The organism is Rathayibacter sp. VKM Ac-2759 (assembly GCF_009834225.1).
In the GTDB taxonomy this organism is placed as follows: Bacteria; Actinomycetota; Actinomycetes; order Actinomycetales; family Microbacteriaceae; genus Rathayibacter.
In genome coordinates this window covers 2378536-2397193 of the sequence record NZ_CP047176.1, presented here as the reverse complement: position 1 = coordinate 2397193, position 18658 = coordinate 2378536, and the positions used below count along the sequence as shown (strand labels likewise).

Below are 18658 nucleotides of genomic sequence, written 5' to 3'. Positions count from 1 at the left end.
TGCCAGGATGGGCGGATGCGCAGGGTCATCATCCTCGGCTCGACCGGGTCCATCGGCACGCAGGCCCTCGACGTCATCGGCGCGAACCGCGACCGCTTCGAGGTCGTCGGCCTCTCGGCGGGCACGAACCGCGCCGTCGTCGCCGAGCAGGCCGCCGCCTTCGGGGTCGAGCACACGGCCTTCGGCGAGATCGAGGCCGAGCAGCTGGTGCGGAGTGTGGAGGCGGACGTCGTCCTCAACGGGATCACCGGCTCCGTGGGCCTCGGCCCGACGCTCGCCGCACTCGAGGAGGGGCGGACGCTCGCCCTCGCCAACAAGGAGTCGCTGATCGTCGGCGGCGAGCTGGTCACCTCCCTCGCGGCGCCCGGGCAGATCGTCCCCGTCGACTCCGAGCACTCCGCGATCGCGCAGGCGCTGCTCGCGGGGGAGCACCGCGAGGTGCGCCGGCTCGTGCTCACGGCGTCCGGCGGACCGTTCCGGGGACGCGACCGCGCCTCCCTCCGCGACGTCACTCCCGCGCAGGCACTCGCGCACCCGACCTGGGACATGGGCCTCGTCGTGACGACGAACTCGTCGACCCTCGTCAACAAGGGGCTCGAGGTCATCGAGGCGCACCTGCTCTTCGACGTGCCCTACGACCGGATCGACGTGACGGTGCACCCGCAGTCGGTCATCCACTCGATGGTCGAGTTCGTCGACGGCTCCACGATCGCGCAGGCCTCGCCGCCCGACATGCGGCTGCCGATCTCGCTCGGTCTCGACTGGCCGCACCGGGTCGCGGGCGTCGGAGTCCCGCTCGACTGGACGCGCGCGCACACCTGGACCTTCGAGCCGCTCGACGAGGAGGCGTTCCCCTCGGTGCAGGTGGCGAAGCGCGTCGGCGTCGCGGGGGCGTCGTACCCGGCCGTGTTCAACGCGGCGAACGAGCAGGCGGTGCAGGCGTTCCACGCGGGGCGGATCGGCTACCTCGACATCCTCGACACGGTCGAGGCCGTGGTCGACGCGCACACGGTCGACGGAGCGCTGACCCGCGAGTCGCTGGCCGAGGCCGAGACGTGGGCGCGGCGCACGGCGGACGAGCGGATCGCCTCCGCCTGAGCGTTCCGGCGCACCACCTCGGCTGAGAGCGGTCGTCAGGCACGATCGTCGACCAGCCCCACTCTCAGCTGATGTCCTGCTCGCCACCGCGACTCATCGACGACGCCCAGGCGCAGCCCAGCGGGATGTCCACACCCCGGCCTACAGTGACCCAGTGGAATCCGTGCTTCTCTTCGTCCTCGGCGTCGTCATCATCGCCGTCGGCGTCGCGCTCTCGATCGCCCTGCACGAGGTGGGGCACCTGGTTCCCGCGAAGCTGTTCGGCGTCAAGGTGACGCAGTACATGATCGGATTCGGTCCGACCATCTTCTCGAGGCGTCGGGGAGAGACGGAGTACGGGATCAAGGCGATCCCGCTCGGCGGCTACATCGCCATGATCGGCATGTACCCGCCGAAGCACGAGGGCGATCCGCTCACGGAGTCGGCGGTCGGCATGTTCAAGGGCGTCGGCCAGCAGTCGGCCGACATCCGCGCGAGCAGCCGCCCGTCGATGATCGACGAGGCCCGGGCGGCGAGTGCCGAGACCATCGGCGAGGGCGAGGAGCACCGCGCATTCTACCGTCTGCCGGTCTGGAAGCGCGTCGTCATCATGTTCGGCGGCCCGTTCATGAACCTCGTGATCGCGACCGTGCTCTTCACCGTGCTGCTCTGCGGCATCGGAGTGGCGCAGAGCACCTCCACCATCGCCACCGTCTCCCAGTGCGTCGTCCCCGCCTCCTCGACGGGCGCCGAGACCTGCTCCGCCGACGACCCGCTGTCTCCCGGAGCGGCGGCGGGGATCCTGCCCGGCGACACCATCACCTCGATCGACGGCACGGCGGTGTCCTCGTGGGACGACCTCACGCCGATCATCCGCGAGTCGGCGAACACGCCGCTCGAGGTGGTCGTCGACCGCGACGGACAGGCCGTCACCCTCACCATCACGCCCGTCGAGAACGAGGTCGCCGTCACCGACGCGTCGGGCGCGGTCGTGACGGACGCCTCCGGAGCCGTCGAGACGCAGACCGTCGGCTTCATCGGCATCTCGCCGACGAGCGCGCTCGTCCAGCAGCCGATCACGGCCGTCCCCGAGACGGTGTGGACGAACATCACGAGCGTCGCCCACGTGATCCTCAACCTCCCGCAGCGCCTCTACGACGTGGCGCAGGCCGCCTTCGGCAACGAGGAGCGCGACGCGAACGGACCGATCAGCGTGGTCGGCGTCGGCCGGATCGCGGGCGAGATCGCCGCCTCCGACCAGCTGCCGATCGTCTCGAAGATCCAGACGATGGTCGGCGTGCTCGCCTCGCTCAACGTGGCACTGCTCGTCTTCAACCTCGTGCCGCTGCTCCCGATGGACGGCGGCCACATCGCCGGCGCCCTCTGGGAAGGCGTCCGACGCCGCACCGCGAAGCTCTTCGGCAAGCGCGACCCGGGGCCCTTCGACATCGCCCGCCTGCTGCCGCTGACGTACGTGGTCGTCATCGTCCTCGGAGGGATGAGCGCCCTGCTCATCTACGCGGACATCGTGAACCCGATCCGGCTGTTCTAGCTTGCAGGCCGGTCCCTGCCCGGCCTGCCGCGGTCGGCTTTCCGGGGTGGTTGCGCGGGTGGAGCGTCCTGCGTGCGGCTAGGGCGAATCGCTGGGACGCGATTCGGCCGTTCGCCTTGGAGGTGGGGGCCGGTCCCTGCCCGGCCTGCCGCGGTCGGCTTTACGGGGTGGTTGCGGGGGTGGAGCGTCCTGCGTGCGGCTAGGGTCCCTGCCCGGCCTGCCGCGGTCGGCTGTACGGGGTGGTTGCGTGGGTGGAGCGTCCTGCGTGCGGCTAGGGCGAATCGCTGGGACGCGATTCGGCCGTTCGCCTCGGGGGTGGGGGCCGGTCCCTGCCCGGCCTGCCGCGGTCGGCTGTACGGGGTGGGTGCGTGGGTGGAGCGTCCTGCGTGCGGCTGGGGCGAATCGCTGGGACGCGATTCGTCCGTTCGCCTCGGGGGTGGGGGCCGGTCCCTGCCCGGCCTGCCGCGGTCGGCTGTACGGGGTCGGTGCGTGGGTGGAGCGTCCTGCGTGCGGCTGGGGCGAATCGCTGGGACGCGATTCGTCCGTTCGCTTCGGGGGTGGTCGCCGGGTCCGGGGGTGGAGCCGAGGCCCATCGTCGGGATTCCGCCTGCTGATCGAGTAGCCCGCGGAGCGGGCGTATCGAGATCCACCTCCGCCGGAAGGGGAGGAGTGCAGAGTCTTCTGCTGGCGGTGGTGGTTCTCGATGCGCCCCTGCGGGCCTGCGCGACCCGCCGGCCGGCGGGCGCGGCGGGGCAGCCGCCGCCGCCGCTCCGCGCGACGGGCGGGGCGGGACAGCCTGACCGGTCGCTGAACGGGGAGGGGGTCCGAGAGGGGCGGAGGCGGAGCGCGCGTACGATGGAGCGCGTGCCAGCAGTGAATCTGGGTTTGCCCAAGGTCCCCGAGACCCTCGCCCCCCGCCGCAAGTCCCGTCAGATCAAGGTCGGCAAGGTCCTCGTGGGCGGCGACGCCCCCGTGAGCGTGCAGTCCATGTGCACGACGCCGACGACCAACATCAACGCGACCCTCCAGCAGATCGCCGAGCTCACGGCGTCCGGCTGCGACATCGTCCGCGTGGCGGTGCCGAGTCGCGACGATGCGGAGGCGCTGCCGATCATCGCGAAGAAGAGCCAGATCCCGGTGATCGCCGACATCCACTTCCAGCCGAACTACGTCTACGCGGCGATCGACGCCGGCTGCGCGGCGGTCCGGGTGAACCCCGGCAACATCCGCAAGTTCGACGACCAGGTCGGCAAGATCGCCGCCGCCGCGAAGGCCGCAGGCGTCTCGATCCGCATCGGCGTCAACGCGGGCTCGCTCGAGCCCAGCCTGATGCAGAAGTACGGCAAGGCGACCCCCGAGGCGCTCGTCGAGAGTGCCGTCTGGGAAGCGAGCCTCTTCGAGGAGCACGACTTCCACGACTTCAAGATCTCGGTCAAGCACAACGACCCGGTCATCATGGTGAAGGCCTACCGCCAGCTCGCCGAGCGCGGCGACTGGCCGCTGCACCTCGGCGTGACGGAGGCGGGGCCCGAGTTCCAGGGCACCATCAAGTCGGCGACCGCGTTCGGCATCCTCCTCGGGGAGGGCATCGGCGACACGATCCGCGTCTCGCTGTCGGCTCCGCCCGCGCAGGAGGTCAAGGTCGGCCTGCAGATCCTCCAGTCGCTGAACCTCCGCGAGCGCAAGCTCGAGATCGTCTCCTGCCCGAGCTGCGGCCGCGCGCAGGTCGACGTGTACACGCTCGCCAACGACGTCACCGCGGGTCTCGAGGGCATGACCGTGCCCCTGCGCGTGGCCGTCATGGGCTGCGTCGTCAACGGACCGGGCGAGGCCCGCGAGGCCGACCTGGGCGTCGCCTCCGGAAACGGCAAGGGCCAGATCTTCGTCAAGGGCGAGGTCATCAAGACCGTCCCCGAGGCCGAGATCGTGAAGACGCTGATCGAGGAGGCCAACCGCCTGGCCGCCGAGATGCCCGCCGACGACACCTCCACCGGATCGCCGGTCGTCACCGTCGCCAAGTGACGCGGGGCGGGAGCGGGTCTCCCGGGGACTCCGGATAGGATCGTCCCTCGTGGTTACCCGTCTCTCGCACCTGTTCGTCCGCACCCTCCGAGAGGATCCGGCCGACGCCGAGGTCGCGAGCCACCGCCTCCTGGTCCGCGCCGGCTACATCCGGCGCCAGGCCCCCGGTGTCTTCGCCTGGCTGCCCCTGGGTCTGCGCGTCAAGCGCCGCGTCGAGCGGATCATCCGCGACGAGATGGAGGCGATCGGTGCGCAGGAGGTCCACTTCCCGGCGCTGCTGCCCCGCGAGCCCTACGAGCTCTCCGGCCGCTGGACCGAGTACGGCGACGGCGTCTTCCGCCTGAAGGACCGCAAGGACGCGGACTACATGCTGGCGCCCACGCACGAGGAGTTCTTCACCCTGCTCGTGAAGGACCTGTACTCCTCGTACAAGGATCTGCCGCTCTCGATCTACCAGATCCAGGACAAGTACCGCGACGAGGCCCGCCCCCGGGCCGGACTCCTGCGCGGTCGCGAGTTCACCATGAAGGACGCCTACTCCTTCGACTACACCGACGCCGGCCTCGACGCGAGCTACCAGCTCCAGCGCGACGCCTACGAGCGGATCTTCCACCGCCTCGGCCTCGAGTACGTGATCGTGCAGGCCGACGCCGGCGCGATGGGCGGCTCGCGCAGCGAGGAGTTCCTGCACCCGACCGCGGTCGGCGAGGACACCTTCGTGCGCTCGGCCGGGGGCTACGCGGCCAACGTCGAGGCCTATCGGACCCCGGTGCCCGACGCGCTGCCGATGGAGGGGCTCGCCGCCGCGCGCGTCTTCGACTCGCCCGACACCCCGACCATCCAGACGCTCGTCGACCTCTCGAACGCGCAGCAGCCCCGCGACGACGGCCGGGCCTGGACCGCCGCCGACACGCTCAAGAACGTCGTCCTCGCGCTCACCGCTCTCGACGGCACGCGCGAGCTCGTGGTCATCGGGCTGCCCGGGGACCGCGACGTCGACCTCAAGCGCGCCGAGGTCGCCTTCGCGCCCGCCGAGATCGAAGCGGCCACGGAGGCCGACTTCGCCAAGCACCCCGGACTCGTCAAGGGCTACATCGGCCCCTGGTCGCCCGACGGCGCCGTCCTCGGCGAGGAGTCGGCGACCGGCATCCGCTTCCTGCTCGACCCCCGCGTCGTCGACGGCACCGCCTGGATCACCGGCGCGAACGTCGCCGGGCAGCACGTGCTCGACCTCGTCGCCGGCCGCGACTTCTCGGCCGACGGCGTCGTCGAGGTCGCCGAGGTCCGCGCCGGAGACCCCGCGCCCGACGGCTCCGGCCCGATCGAGACCGCGCGCGGCATGGAGATCGGCCACGTCTTCCAGCTCGGCCGCAAGTACGCCGACGTGCTCGGCCTGAAGGTGCTGGACGAGAACGGCAAGCTCGTCACCGTCACGATGGGCTCGTACGGCATCGGGGTGACCCGGATCCTCGCGATCATCGCCGAGAGCAACCACGACGACCGCGGCCTGATCTGGCCCGCGAACGTCGCGCCGTTCGACGTGCACGTGATCGCGACGGGCAAGGACCCGTCGGCGCTGGCACTCGCCGAGTCGGTGGGCGCCTCCCTCGAGGCCGCGGGCCGCGACGTGCTCCTCGACGACCGCCCGAAGGTGTCGCCCGGAGTGAAGTTCGGCGACGCCGAGCTGATCGGAGTGCCCGTCATCGTCATCGCCGGCCGCGGGGCTCCCGACGGCATCGTGGAGCTGTGGGACCGCCGCACGGGGGAGCGCGAGCAGCTCCCGGCGGCCGAGGCCCTGGCCCGTCTCGGAGTCTGAGAGCCGAGCCGCCACCCGCCCGCTCGGGTAGGATCAATGGTTCCGACGCGCGGATGCGGCGGCCTCCCGGGCCGCCGACCCGCCGGACGTCGGACCGGACTTCGACGAGGTCGCGCATCCGCGACGCCAAGTGAATAGAGAGAAAGGCCCGCCCGTGGACATCGACCTGAGCGTTCTGCGCCTCCTGGAGCGCGAGCGCGAGATCCCCTTCGAGGAACTCGTGCAGATCATCGAGCAGGCGATCCTCACCGCCTACCTCAAGCACATCGGACAGGCCGACGACGCCGACAAGGCGACCGCCGTCGACGCTCGCGTGCACCTGGACCGCAAGACCGGCCACGTCTCGGTGTTCGTGCCGGAGCTCGACGAGGAGGGCGCCGTCGTGGGCGAGTCCGAGGACTCCCCGCGCGACTTCGGCCGCATCGCCGCCTTCGCGGCCAAGCAGGTCATCAACCAGCGGCTGCGGGACATCGGCGACGAGAAGGTCCTCGGCGAGTTCAAGGGACGCGAGGGCGACATCGTCGCAGGAGTGATCCAGCAGGGCCCGAACCCCAAGATGATCCACGTCGACCTCGGCTCGATCGAGGCGATCCTCGCCCCCGAGGAGCAGGTGCCGGGTGAGGACTACAGCCACGGACGCCGCATCCGCGTCTACGTGACGAGCGTCGGACGCGGCCCGAAGGGTCCCTCGGTGCAGGTGTCGCGGACGCACCCCTCGCTGGTGCGCAAGCTGTTCGCACTCGAGGTGCCGGAGATCGCCTCCGGAGTCGTGGAGATCGTGTCGCTCGCCCGCGAGGCGGGCCACCGCACCAAGATCGCCGTGCGCGCCACCGAGCCCGGCGTGAACGCCAAGGGCGCCTGCATCGGCGAGCTCGGCCAGCGCGTGCGTGCTGTCACGGCCGAGCTGAACAACGAGAAGATCGACATCGTCGACTACTCCTCCGACCTCCCGACCTTCGTCGCGAGCGCGCTGTCGCCCGCCAAGGTGACCAGCGCCTTCGTGATCGACCAGAGCCTCAAGGCCGTCCGCGCCCTCGTGCCGGACTACCAGCTCTCGCTCGCGATCGGCAAGGAGGGCCAGAACGCCCGCCTCGCCGCCAAGCTCACCGGCGCGAAGATCGACATCCAGCCCGATTCGGTGATGGACGGGGAGTGATCTCCGAGCGTCGGCCACGCAGGGAGGCGCTCCCGGGAACGAGGGAGTAGGGTGGAACCCGTCAGAACGTGCGTCGGCTGCCGTCTGCGCGCCCCCCGATCCTCTCTTCTGAGGATCGTCTCCCACTCCGATGTCCTCGCGGTAGATCCGCGGGCCGTCGCTGCGGGCAGGGGAGCGTGGCTCCATCCGACGAAGGACTGCTACGAACGCGCGGTCAAGCGCCGGGCGTTCAGCAGGGCGTTCCGGACACGCGAGAGCGTGGACGCGAGCGACCTCGAGCAGTACCTCACCCGCGATCCGACCGGCTCGGCTCCTCATCCGGAGGACCCGACGCAGCGCACGATCACACCATAGAGAACAGGCAGAACGGCCCGTGAACTGATCATGAGCGAAGACTGATGAGCGGCTCGAAATGAGACCCGTCCGTTCGTGACGCCTGCCCCCGTCTTGGGTGCAGGCCCAAGACAGGAGAGAAGTGGCAAAACCACGCGTACACGAGATCGCATCGGAACTCGGTGTCGATAGCAAGGTCGCACTTGCGAAGCTGAAGGAACTGGGCGAGTTCGTCAAGGGACCGTCCTCGAGCATCGAGCCCCCCGTGGCCCGCAAGCTCCGCCAGGCCCTCCAGGGCCAGGCCGGTGCGAGCACGGGAGGAGCGTCGACTCCGTCGGCGCCCACCACCACCGCACGCCCCGGGGCCCCGCGCCCCTCGGGTGCACGCCCCTCCGCGCCGACCCCCGGCCCGGCCAAGCCGCCCGCTCCCGCGCCGGCTCCGCCGATGTCGGTCGCCGAGCGCCAGGTCGCGGCCCAGGCCGCGCAGGAGGCCGCTGCCGCCCAGCGTGCGCAGGAGGCCGCCAACGCGCCCGCCGAGGCTCCGGCTCCGGCGGCACCCGCCGCCCCCGCGGCCCCGGCCAGCGCCGAGACCGCCTCCGCCCCCGCGGTGGAGAAGCCCGCGGGCGGACCGACCCCCGGTGGCCCGAAGCCGGCGACCCCTCGCCCGGCTCCCGCCGCCAACACCCCCCGCTCCGGCGGCGCGGGCGGATCCACCCGCCCCGGCGGTGCACCGCGACCGGGCAACAACCCGTTCGCCAGCAACCAGGGCATGGGCCAGCGTCCCGCAGCCCCCCGCCCCGGCAACAACCCCTTCGCCAGCTCGCAGGGGATGGGCTCGCGCCCGACCCCGAGCAGCATCCCCCGTCCCGCGGCCCCCCGCCCCGGCGCACCGCGCCCCGGTGGACCGGGCATGGGTCAGCGCCCCGCCGGCTTCGGCCAGCGTCCCGGCGGACCCGGCGGCGGAGCCGGTCGTCCCGGCGGTGCCGGTCGTCCGGCCGGCGGCGGCTTCCAGCGTCCCGGCGGCGCCCCCGGAGCAGGCGGCGGATTCGCCCCTCGTCCCGGTGGCGGCGGCGGTCGCGGTCGCGGCCCCGGCGGTGGCACCGCGGGTGCGTTCGGTCGCGGAGGCGGCAAGAGCAAGGCCCGCAAGTCGAAGCGCACGAAGCGTCAGGAGTTCGAGCTCAGGGAGGCCCCGTCGCTCGGCGGCGTCAGCGTCCCCCGGGGCGACGGCAAGACGATCATCCGCCTGCGCCGCGGCGCGTCCATCTCGGACTTCGCCGACAAGATCGAGGCCATGACCGGCGTGCCGGTGCCCCCCGGCAACCTGGTCACCGTGCTCTTCGCCCTCGGCGAGATGGCCACGGCGACCGAGTCGCTCGACGAGGCGACCTTCGAGGTGCTCGGCTCCGAGCTCGGCTTCAAGATCCAGGTCGTCTCGCCCGAGGACGAGGACAAGGAGCTCCTCGAGGGCTTCGGTCTCGACCTCGAGCAGGAGCTCGACGACGAGACGGACGAGGACCTCGAGATCCGTCCCCCCGTCGTCACCGTCATGGGTCACGTCGACCACGGAAAGACGCGCCTGCTCGACGCGATCCGCAACGCCAACGTCGTCGCCGGCGAGGCGGGCGGCATCACGCAGCACATCGGTGCGTACCAGGTCGTCGCGGAGCACGAGGGCATCGAGCGCCCGATCACCTTCATCGACACCCCGGGTCACGAGGCGTTCACCGCCATGCGAGCCCGCGGTGCCCAGGTCACGGACATCGCGATCCTCGTGGTCGCGGCGGACGACGGCATCATGCCGCAGACCATCGAGGCGCTGAACCACGCCCAGGCGGCCAACGTGCCGATCGTGGTCGCGGTCAACAAGGTGGACAAGCCCGACGCCAACCCGGCCAAGGTGCGCCAGCAGCTCACCGAGTTCGGCCTGGTCGCCGAGGAGTACGGCGGAGACGTCATGTTCGTCGACGTGTCGGCCCGGGCCAACACGGGCATCCAGGACCTCCTGGACGCCGTGCTGCTCACCGCCGACGCCGGTCTCGACCTGCGCGCCAACCCCAACAAGGAGGCACGCGGAGTCGCGATCGAGGCGAAGCTCGACAAGGGACGCGGCGCGGTCGCGACCGTGCTCATCCAGTCGGGAACGCTGCGCGTCGGCGATGCGATCGTCGCGGGAACGGCCTACGGCCGCGTCCGTGCGATGGCGGACGAGAACGGCGTCGCCGTGCTCGAGGCCGTGCCGTCGCGACCGGTGCAGGTGCAGGGACTCTCGTCCGTGCCCCGCGCCGGCGACACCTTCCTCGTCACCGAGGAGGACCGCACGGCTCGCCAGATCGCCGAGAAGCGCGAAGCCGCTCAGCGCAACGCCCTGCTGGCCAAGGCCCGCAAGCGCATCTCGCTCGAGGACTTCACCCGTGCTCTCGAGGAGGGCAAGGTCGAGTCGCTCAACCTCATCATCAAGGGCGACGTGTCCGGTGCCGTCGAGGCGCTGGAGGAGTCGCTCGTCAAGATCGAGGTCGACGACTCGGTGCAGCTGCGCATCATCCACCGCGGTGTCGGTGCGATCACGGAGTCGGACGTCAACCTCGCGACGATCGACAACGCGATCATCGTGGGCTTCAACGTCCGCCCCGACCCCAAGGCCCGCGAGCGCGCTGCTCGAGAGGGAGTGGACATCCGCTTCTACTCGGTCATCTACAACGCGATCGAAGAGGTCGAGAACTCGCTCACGGGCATGCTCAAGCCCGAGTTCGAAGAGGTCCAGTCGGGTGTCGCCGAGATCCGCGAGGTGTTCCGCTCCTCCAAGTTCGGCAACATCGCGGGTGTCATCGTCCGCTCCGGCACGATCACCCGCAACTCGAAGGCGCGCGTCATCCGCGATGGCGTCGTCGTCGGCGACAACCTCGCCATCGAGTCGCTGCGTCGCTTCAAGGACGACGTCACGGAGGTCCGTACGGACTACGAGGCCGGTATCGGTCTCGGCAAGTACAACGACATCCAGATCGGCGATGAGATCGAGACGATCGAGATGAAGGAGAAGCCGCGAGGCTGATCCCGACTCCCCAGAAGGCCCGGGTCCGCCCGGGCCTTCTGGCTTCCCCGAGGTGTTCGCCGGAGTGCTGAGCGACGCGCTGAGGGGATCGGGAGGGTGCTGTCGTCCTCGCGCGCCATCCCGCGCCCTTCGGGCGCCCGCCAGACCCGAGCCAGGCGCGCGAGGACGACAGCACCCTCCCTCCGCTTCCGTTCCGAAGAGACCAGCGCTTCCGATGGGAGGGGCGGGAGCCGTGACGAGGCACCCCGCCCGTTCCGGTCGGGAACCGAACGACCCGGGGACCCGGAACGGTCATGATGAGAGGACGAGCCGAGAGGCCCGTCGAGAGAGAAGTGAGGACCAGCCATGGCAGATCCGGCACGGGCGAGGAAGCTCGCCGAACGGATTCAGGTGATCGTCGCCAAGCGGCTCGAGCGCGGACTCCGCGACCCGCGGCTCGGCTTCGTCACCATCACCGATGTGCAGGTGACCGGCGACCTGCAGCACGCCTCCGTGTTCTACACGGTGTACGGCACCGACGAGGAGCGCACCGATTCGGCCGCGGCTCTGAAGGCGGCGACCGGCATGCTGCGCACCGAGGTGGGCAAGAACATCACGTCGCGTCTGACGCCGTCGCTCGAGTTCATCCTCGACGCCGTTCCCGAGAACGCGAAGCACATCGAGGACCTCCTCGCTGCGGCGCGCAATCAGGACTCGCAGGTGCAGACGCTGGCCGCGAAGGCGGACTACGCCGGCGACGCCGATCCGTACGTGAAGCCCCGTGAGGACGACGACGAGGACTAGGCGCTGAGCGCGAAGACCGCGGAGCCCGTGGCGACATCGACCGAGACCAGGTCGACGTCGACACGGGCTCCCGGCGTGAGCGGGGCCTGCACGTCGACGGTGATCTCGGGGTCGAGGAGCTGCACGGAGGAGCGCTTCCTCGAGGTCTGGACGACGATCCCCTCGAAGCTCGAACCCTCCCGGCCACGGAGGATCGCGGCCTCGACGACGGCGGTCGCGCCTCGGGTCGCTGCTCCCGCACGGCGGTCGCTCGCGGCCATCAGGGGCGGGACCTCGGGCAGGGCCGTGCGCAGCCAGGAGGGGATCTCGGCACCGGAGGAGATCGCGAGGCAGACGGCGAGCCCGAACCTGTCGACCAGACGGCGCAGCGGCGCCGTCACGTGGGCGTAGGGGGCGGCGAGCGCGGCCTGGTCGGGCTGCTCGGGAGCGGTGCCGTCGAACGCGGTGTAGCCCGCGCCGCGGAAGAGCGTCGCGGCCGCGTACATGATCGCGAGCTGTCGCGGGTCGGCGGTGTCGAGACGGCGCAGGTACGCGCCGTAGGGCTCGTCCGCCGCCCACGGGGTGCCGAGCGCCTCGGCGCGGCCGCGGAAGGCGGCGAGGGTCGAGGCGTCGGCGGCGGGCATGGTGCGGAGGATCCCGACGCGGGCGTCGAGCATGAGCGAGGCGGCGGCCATGCCGGTGAGGAGCGACACCTGCGCGTTCCAGCCCTCGACGGCCAGGGGAGCGCGGCGCTCGATGCGGTAGCCGGCGTCGACGGCGACGATCTCCTCCTCGGGGAGGGTGAGGCTCGCTCCGCCGCGCTCGGCCTCGCGCTCGAGGCGCTCGCGGCCGAACCAGGGCAGCAGCGCGATCGACGGATGCGTCGTGCCGGCGTCGACGTCCCGCTGGACGGACTCGTAGTCGAGGCGGGCCGTGCTGCGCACGAGCGCACGCTCGAGCCGGACGGAGCCGGGCTCGGCACGCTCGTCGAGTGCGAGCGTCCACACGAGAGCGCGGCGCGCCTGCCCGGGGAGCAGTGACGCGGCGCCCTCGGACAGGACGGCGGGGTGCAGAGGGATGCGGCCGTCGGGGAGGTAGTACGTCTGACCGCGGCGGCGGGTCTCGGCGTCGAGGGCGCCTCCGGGGCGGACCACCGCGGGGACGTCGGCGATCGCGTAGCGGAGGACGACGCCCTCGGCGGTGCGCTCGAGGTGCACGGCCTGGTCGAGGTCGAGGGAGCCGGGCGGGTCGATGGTCACGAACGGGACCGCGGTGAGGTCGAGGCGGCCGGTGTCGTCGGCGAGACGGCTCGCCTCCTCCGCCTCGGCGAGGGCGGCCGGAGGGAACTCCGCCGGCAGCTCGCTCCGCAGCGCGGCGAGAGCGGCGGCGACGTCGTCGTCGGGGCGGGGGAGTCGGAGGCGGCGATCGGTCACGGCGTCACGCTACCCGGCGCCTCCGACACGGCGGTCAGGAGTGGGGCAGCAGATAGCCCTCGACGGGGTCGCCGACCGCGAGTCCGTCGGCGAGCAGGCCGGCGAGGGCTCGGGCGCGCTGCTCGGGGTCGGGCCAGACCGAGTCGATCTCGGCGGCCGTGACGGGGCCGTGCGCCGCCCGCAGCTCGGCGAGGATGAGGCCCCTGACCTGGCGGTCGGAGCCCTCGAAGGCCTTCTGCCGGGCCCGCACCGGGCCGTCGTAGGCGGGGTACCCGGCCGCCCGCCAGCGGCAGGCGTCGCGGATCGGGCAGGAGTCGCAGCGCGGGGCGCGCGCCGTGCAGACGATCGCACCGAGCTCCATCATCCCGGCGTTGAAGGCCGCGGCCTCCTCGAGGCCCGCCGGGAGCAGGGCGTCCATCGCCGCGAGATCCGGCTTGGCGCGAGGCGGGCCCGCCTCGGCGACTCCGTCGACCGCGCGGGCGATCACGCGGCGCACGTTCGTGTCGACGACGGGGTGGCGGCGGCCGTAGGCGAAGACGGCGATCGCGCGCGCGGTGTAGTCGCCGATCCCGGGCAGCGCGAGGAGCGTGTCGACGTCGTCGGGGACGACGTCGCCGTGCTGCTCGGCGATCGCGGTGGCGCAGGCGTGCAGTCGGAGCGCCCGCCGCGGATAGCCGAGCGACTGCCAGGCCCGGACGGCTTCGCCGGGCGGGACAGCGGCGAGGGCGGCGGGAGTCGGCCAGCGCGCGAGCCACTCCTCGAGCCGCGGGATCACGCGGACCACAGGGGTCTGCTGGAGCATGAACTCGCTGACGAGGGTGCCCCAGGCAGGGAACCCCTCGCGACGCCAGGGGAGGTCGCGAGCGCTGGAGCGGAACCAGTCGATGATCGCGGGTGCGAATCCTGTGGGCATCGGCTCACCCTAAGGGGTGCCGCGTATCGTGAGGGCATGACCAAGTGGGCGCCCCAGAAGGCCGATGTGCTCGACGCTCTGGCGGCGGAGGTGCTGCACAACTACGGGCGCGGCCGCGTCGCCGTCGGCATCGACGGGGACGACCCCGAGGTGAGCGCCGCCTTCGCCCTCGAGCTCGCGGAGGCGATCCGTCGCGCCGGGCACGACGCGATGGTCGCGCACCTCGCCGACTTCCAGCGACCGCGGGTCGACCGGGAGGACGCGGAGATCCCGGAGGCGCAGCGCGCCTACCTGGGGCGCTACGACTACGAGCTGCTGCGGCGCGTGCTGATCGGACCTTTCAAGATGGGCGGCAGCACCGGGTTCGTCCTGGCGGGCTTCGACGCCGTCCGCGACGAGCCCCGTCAGCCCAAGTGGCGGACGGCGGGCAGGGATGCGGTCCTCCTGGTCGACGGCGAGTTCGCACTGCGGCCCGAGATCCGAGGGGCGTGGAATCTGAGCATCCGTCTCGACACGCAGGAGCCGCCGGTCGACGAGGCTTACCGCACCACCGTGGATCCTCGCCGCCTGGCGCCCGTGCTCGTCGACATCCGCGACCCCGAGCACCCCCGGCGCGTGTTCGCCGACTCGTGCTGACCCGCTAGAGCGCGGCGGCCCGTCGCACGACCTCGGCGGGCGGGAGGAACGCTCCTGCGCGCTCGACCTCGTGCACCAGATCGACGAGCAGCTGGTTGACGGGCGCCTCCCGGCCCAGCCGGTGCGCCGTCCGCACGACGGCACCGGCGAGGTGGTCGATCTCGCTGGGGACGCCGCGGCGCACGCTCTGCAGGGTCGATCCCGGATTCGGCACGTCGCCCATCCGGGTCGCCATGCGGCGCGGCAGCAGCTCGACGACGGGGAGCGGAGCGGCTGCGAGTGTGCGCACGCGCGCGTCGGTGAGGCCCTGCAGGGCGCCGAAGCGCACGCCGGACGCGATCCCGATGCGCGCCGCCTCCTTCATCGCCCGCGCGAGCAGCCGGCGGAGCCCGGCGTCGGCGACCGTCTCCTGCACCGACAGGCCGGTGATCGCCGGCAGTGCGTTGACCTCGTTGATGAGCAGCTTCGTCCACTGCGCGCCGACGAAGTCGTCGGTCGTCTCGATCGGGATCGCCTCGCCGAGGATCGCCGCGGCTCGGCGGACGTCGTCGTCGGCCGGGCGGCCCGGCACTCCGAGCGTCGTGGTCGCGGCGGCGGTGACGCTCACCCGCCCGGGCTCGAGGTGGCTCGCGGCGAAGAGCGCGAGCGCGCCGACGAGTCGGGCGTCGCGGACCTGCCGGGCCGCGGCCTGCAGCCCGTCGAGCCCGTTCTGCACGACGACGAGCAGCGTGCCGTCCACGGTGCGCCGGTTCGCCCGGAGCGCGTCCTCGGCGTCCTGGGCCTTGGTGGCGAGCACGGCGAGGTCGGGGACGAGATCGAGAGTCTCGCCGCTGCGCACCCAGGCGGTGTGCTCGCCCCAGGCGCCGTCGAGGCGGAGGCCGGAGCGGCGGATCGCCGTCAGATGCGCCCCTCGTGCCGTCACCTCGACGTCGTGCCCCGCGCGATCCAGGAGTGCGGCGACGGTGCCGCCCACGGCGCCCGCTCCGAGTACTGCGATCCTCATCCGGACAGCCTAGGACGGGCCCGCCGCGAGGCCGCGCGCGGGGTGGGTCTCGCTCCGGGGCCGACTCCCGAACGGCGCGTGTATCCTCGCACCCGTGCTCGAGACCCCCGGTGACCCGATCGCGACGGCTCCGAACGGGATCCTCCTGCTCGACAAGCCGGGCGGCATCACCAGTCACGACCTCGTCTCGCGCACCCGCCGCCGCGCCGGCACGCGGAAGGTCGGGCACGCGGGCACCCTCGATCCGATGGCGACCGGGCTCATGATCCTCGGGCTCGGCCCCTCGACCAGGCTGCTCACCTACCTCGTCGGGCTCGACAAGCAGTACGAGGCGACGATCCGCCTCGGTGCATCGACCAGCACCGACGACCGCGAGGGCGAGACGCTCGCGACCGCGGACCCGGGCCGCGTCGAGGCGATCACGGCGGAGGCGGTGGACGCGGTCGTCGCGACCCTCACCGGTGCCATCGAGCAGGTGCCCAGCTCGGTCAGCGCCATCAAGGTCGACGGCCGCCGCGCCTACGCCCGCGCCCGCGACGGCGAGGAGGTCGTCCTCCCCGCGCGCCCCGTCACGGTCGGCGCCTTCGACGTGCTCGCGCGCCGCGAGGCCGAGGGCTTCCTCGACCTCGACGTGCGCATCGACTGCTCGTCCGGCACCTACATCCGCGCCCTCGCCCGCGACCTCGGAGCCGCGCTGGAGGTCGGCGGGCACCTGACGGCGCTGCGCCGCACGCGCGTGGGTCCGTTCGCGATCGACGCCGCGGGCGACATCGACGAGCTCGACGTCCCCTCCGCTCTGCTCACGCCGACGACGGTCGCGGGCGAGCTGTTCCCCCTCCTGCACCTCGACGCGCAGGCGGCCGTCCGCCTGGCGAACGGCAAGCGCATCGCGTCCCCGGAGGAGGCGCTCGGCGAGACGGGACTGCTCGCCGCGGTCGACCCCTCCGGCCGCCTGATCGGCCTGGCGGAGCGGCGGGGGCAGCTGCTCAAGAGCGTCGTCAACTTCCCCACCGAGCAGACCCGGGCGGTCGCCCCGTGATCGACTGGTTCACGACGCTCCAGGTCGGCGTCGCCGTCGTCGCCGGGCTGCTCTGCCTCGTGCTCGGGCTCGTCGGCCGGCGCCCCTCCGACGTCTCCGTGGGGGCGACCGCGATCGTCGAGCTGCTGCTCATCGTCCAGCTCGCCGTGGCGATCGTGTCGCCGCAGGTCGGCAACAGCCCGAGCGGCAGCCTCCCCGAGTACTACGTCTACCTGATCTCGGCGCTGATCCTGCCGCTCGCGGCGGGCTTCTGGGCTCTGATCGAGCGCAGCCGGTGGAGCACGGTCATCCTGGGCGTGGTGTGCCTCTCGGTCGCGGTGATGGTCTACCGGATGCACCAGATCTGGTTCTTCCAGGTCGCGTGAGCACCCCGCAGCCAGCGCCTACCATTGACCCTGCGATGTCGAATCAAGCCAGCGATGCGCCCGGACGGGCGACCACTCCCCGAGACCCCCGCACCCGGACCGCCCGCTCGACGCGGGCGAGGGGGATCGGCAGTCTCCTCGTCGTGGTCTACGCGATCCTCGCGCTCGCCGCGACCGGCCGCTCCGTCTTCCAGATCATCGACCGCTTCGACGAGGCGCCGCTCGCCTTCTCGCTCTCGGCGCTCTCGGCCGTCGTCTACATCGTCGCGACCGTCGCGCTCGTCGCCCCCGGCCGCTTCTGGCAGCGGGTCGCGTGGGCGACCATCACCTTCGAGCTGATCGGAGTGGTCGTCGTCGGCGCGATCAGCGTGCTGGCTCCGCAGCTGCTGGGCCTGTCGAGCGTCGACCCGTTCGGCCGTCAGGCCACGGTGTGGTCGGCCTTCGGCGCCGGCTACCTCCTCATCCCGCTCGTCCTGCCCGTCCTCGGGCTGTGGTGGCTCCGGGTGCAGGGCCGCCGGGGCGCGGCGTGATGCGCGTCGAGACGACTCCGCAGGACCTCGCCGGGATCGGCCCGTCCGCCGTCACCATCGGCAAGTTCGACGGCGTGCACTCCGGCCACCGGGCGGTCATCGGCACGCTGCACGAGCGGGCGCGCGAGCAGGGCCTGGCCGCCGTGGTGGTCACCTTCGACCGCAACCCGCTCAGCGTGATCGCGCCCGAGAAGTGCCCGACGGCGCTCGTCGGCAACGAGCAGAAGCTCGAGCTGCTGGCCGGCACCGGTGTCGACGCGACGCTGTTGCTGACCTTCGACGAGGAGTTCCGCTCGCTGACTCCGGAGGAGTTCGTGCAGCAGGTGCTGGTCGACGCCCTGGAGGCGCGCACCGTGCTCGTCGGCTCCGACTTCCGCTTCGGCGCGCGCGGGGCGGGCGACGTCGACCGCCTCCGCGAGCTCGGCGAGCTGCACGGCTTCACCGTCGAGCTGATCGACGACGTGCGACCCGAGCACGGCCGACGGGTCTCGTCGACGTGGATCCGCGAGCTGCTCGCCGACGGCGACATCGAGCACGCGACGAGCCTGCTGGGCCACGAGCCCGTGGTGCGCGGACTCGTCGTGCACGGCGCCAAGCGCGGTCGCGAGCTCGGCTTCCCGACCGCGAACCTGTCTCCGCAGTCGCAGGGGCTCATCCCCGCCGACGGCGTCTACGCGGGCAGGCTGACCGCCGAGGGCCGCACCTACCCGGCCGCGATCTCGGTGGGCAGCAACCCGACCTTCGTCGGCGTGCCCCCGAAGCAGGTCGAGGCGTTCGTGCTCGACCAGACGCTCGACCTCTACGACCTGGTCGTCGACGTGGCGTTCGTCTCGCGGATCCGCGGGCAGGTCGCCTACGAGGGCGTCGAACCGCTCATCCGCCAGATGAACGACGACGTGAGCCGCGTGCGCACCGTCCTCGGCATCGCCTGACCCCGGCCCGCATAGCAGCGGTCGCCGCCCCGCACCAGGC

16 protein-coding genes are annotated in these 18658 nt (G+C 72.1%); 13 read left to right on the top strand and 3 right to left on the bottom strand.

Features of this window, described 5'->3' with window-relative positions; translation table 11 throughout:
- Positions 1-15: 15 nt before the first annotated feature.
- From GSU68_RS11100 to rbfA, 8 genes are all read left to right on the top strand, one after another.
- Complete coding sequence (locus tag GSU68_RS11100; protein WP_159908294.1) at positions 16-1098, top strand: 1-deoxy-D-xylulose-5-phosphate reductoisomerase; 1083 nt, start codon at positions 16-18, stop codon at positions 1096-1098.
- A gap of 154 nt (positions 1099-1252) precedes the next feature.
- Positions 1253-2629, top strand: a complete 1377-nt coding sequence (locus GSU68_RS11095; RefSeq protein ID WP_159908292.1) for a site-2 protease family protein — start codon at positions 1253-1255, stop codon at positions 2627-2629.
- A gap of 864 nt (positions 2630-3493) precedes the next feature.
- Entirely contained in the window at positions 3494-4651 is a 1158-nt protein-coding gene (ispG, locus tag GSU68_RS11090) for a flavodoxin-dependent (E)-4-hydroxy-3-methylbut-2-enyl-diphosphate synthase (RefSeq protein ID WP_208544555.1), read from the top strand.
- 49 nt (positions 4652-4700) lie between these two features.
- The gene (locus GSU68_RS11085; protein ID WP_159908290.1) at positions 4701-6467 is read left to right on the top strand and encodes a proline--tRNA ligase; all 1767 of its coding nucleotides are present in this window, start codon (positions 4701-4703) and stop codon (positions 6465-6467) included.
- A gap of 154 nt (positions 6468-6621) precedes the next feature.
- Entirely contained in the window at positions 6622-7623 is a 1002-nt protein-coding gene (gene nusA / locus GSU68_RS11080; protein WP_056044484.1) for a transcription termination factor NusA, read from the top strand.
- A 51-nt stretch (positions 7624-7674) separates the two neighbouring features.
- Entirely contained in the window at positions 7675-7977 is a 303-nt protein-coding gene (locus GSU68_RS20065) for a YlxR family protein (protein ID WP_159908288.1), read from the top strand.
- Between the two features lie 121 nt (positions 7978-8098).
- Positions 8099-11005: a translation initiation factor IF-2 gene (gene infB, locus GSU68_RS11070; RefSeq protein WP_159908286.1), complete on the top strand. Its 2907-nt coding sequence runs from the start codon at positions 8099-8101 to the stop codon at positions 11003-11005.
- 345 nt (positions 11006-11350) lie between these two features.
- Positions 11351-11788: a 30S ribosome-binding factor RbfA gene (rbfA, locus tag GSU68_RS11065; RefSeq protein ID WP_159859219.1), complete on the top strand. Its 438-nt coding sequence runs from the start codon at positions 11351-11353 to the stop codon at positions 11786-11788.
- Here rbfA and GSU68_RS11060 read toward each other — a convergent pair.
- Together GSU68_RS11060 and GSU68_RS11055 are read right to left on the bottom strand one after the other, a co-directional pair.
- Positions 11785-13200 (bottom strand): RNB domain-containing ribonuclease, encoded by a 1416-nt coding sequence (locus tag GSU68_RS11060; RefSeq protein WP_159908284.1) that lies wholly within the window; start codon positions 13198-13200, stop codon positions 11785-11787. The two genes, rbfA and GSU68_RS11060, sit on opposite strands and share 4 nt — an antisense overlap.
- A 34-nt stretch (positions 13201-13234) precedes the next feature.
- Positions 13235-14113, bottom strand: a complete 879-nt coding sequence (locus GSU68_RS11055) for an A/G-specific adenine glycosylase (protein ID WP_159908282.1) — start codon at positions 14111-14113, stop codon at positions 13235-13237.
- Between the two features lie 36 nt (positions 14114-14149).
- Between GSU68_RS11055 and GSU68_RS11050 the strand changes: the two genes are divergently transcribed.
- Positions 14150-14749: a hypothetical protein gene (locus GSU68_RS11050; protein WP_159908280.1), complete on the top strand. Its 600-nt coding sequence runs from the start codon at positions 14150-14152 to the stop codon at positions 14747-14749.
- 4 nt (positions 14750-14753) lie between these two features.
- Here GSU68_RS11050 and GSU68_RS11045 read toward each other — a convergent pair whose 3' ends face one another.
- Positions 14754-15752, bottom strand: a complete 999-nt coding sequence (locus GSU68_RS11045) for a ketopantoate reductase family protein (protein ID WP_159908278.1) — start codon at positions 15750-15752, stop codon at positions 14754-14756.
- Positions 15753-15846: 94 nt separating this feature from the next.
- Here GSU68_RS11045 and truB point away from each other — a divergent pair, with 94 nt between their 5' ends.
- From truB to GSU68_RS11025, 4 genes are read left to right on the top strand one after another with little or no spacing between them, the layout of a single operon-like run.
- A complete protein-coding gene (truB, locus tag GSU68_RS11040) occupies positions 15847-16791 on the top strand; it encodes a tRNA pseudouridine(55) synthase TruB (protein ID WP_159908276.1) in 945 nt (314 codons plus the stop codon).
- Positions 16788-17156, top strand: coding sequence for a hypothetical protein (locus tag GSU68_RS11035; protein WP_159908274.1), 369 nt, complete (start codon positions 16788-16790; stop codon positions 17154-17156). The genes truB and GSU68_RS11035 overlap by 4 nt, the downstream gene beginning before the upstream one ends.
- A gap of 35 nt (positions 17157-17191) precedes the next feature.
- Positions 17192-17686: a hypothetical protein gene (locus GSU68_RS11030; protein WP_244259248.1), complete on the top strand. Its 495-nt coding sequence runs from the start codon at positions 17192-17194 to the stop codon at positions 17684-17686.
- Positions 17686-18618, top strand: a complete 933-nt coding sequence (locus GSU68_RS11025) for a bifunctional riboflavin kinase/FAD synthetase (protein ID WP_159910253.1) — start codon at positions 17686-17688, stop codon at positions 18616-18618. The genes GSU68_RS11030 and GSU68_RS11025 overlap by 1 nt, the downstream gene beginning before the upstream one ends.
- Positions 18619-18658 lie beyond the last annotated feature (40 nt).

Excerpts from the sequence above, each read along its gene's own strand:
- rbfA (WP_159859219.1), top strand. The coding sequence starts at position 11,351 with ATGGCAGATCCGGCACGGGCGAGGAAGCTCGCCGAACGGATTCAGGTG.
- GSU68_RS11055 (WP_159908282.1), bottom strand. The coding sequence starts at position 14,113 with ATGCCCACAGGATTCGCACCCGCGATCATCGACTGGTTCCGCTCCAGC.
- GSU68_RS11045 (WP_159908278.1), bottom strand. The coding sequence starts at position 15,752 with ATGAGGATCGCAGTACTCGGAGCGGGCGCCGTGGGCGGCACCGTCGCC.
- GSU68_RS11030 (WP_244259248.1), top strand. The coding sequence starts at position 17,192 with ATGTCGAATCAAGCCAGCGATGCGCCCGGACGGGCGACCACTCCCCGA.
- GSU68_RS11025 (WP_159910253.1), top strand. The coding sequence starts at position 17,686 with ATGCGCGTCGAGACGACTCCGCAGGACCTCGCCGGGATCGGCCCGTCC.
- GSU68_RS11050 (WP_159908280.1), top strand. The coding sequence starts at position 14,150 with ATGACCAAGTGGGCGCCCCAGAAGGCCGATGTGCTCGACGCTCTGGCG.
- GSU68_RS11100 (WP_159908294.1), top strand. The coding sequence starts at position 16 with ATGCGCAGGGTCATCATCCTCGGCTCGACCGGGTCCATCGGCACGCAG.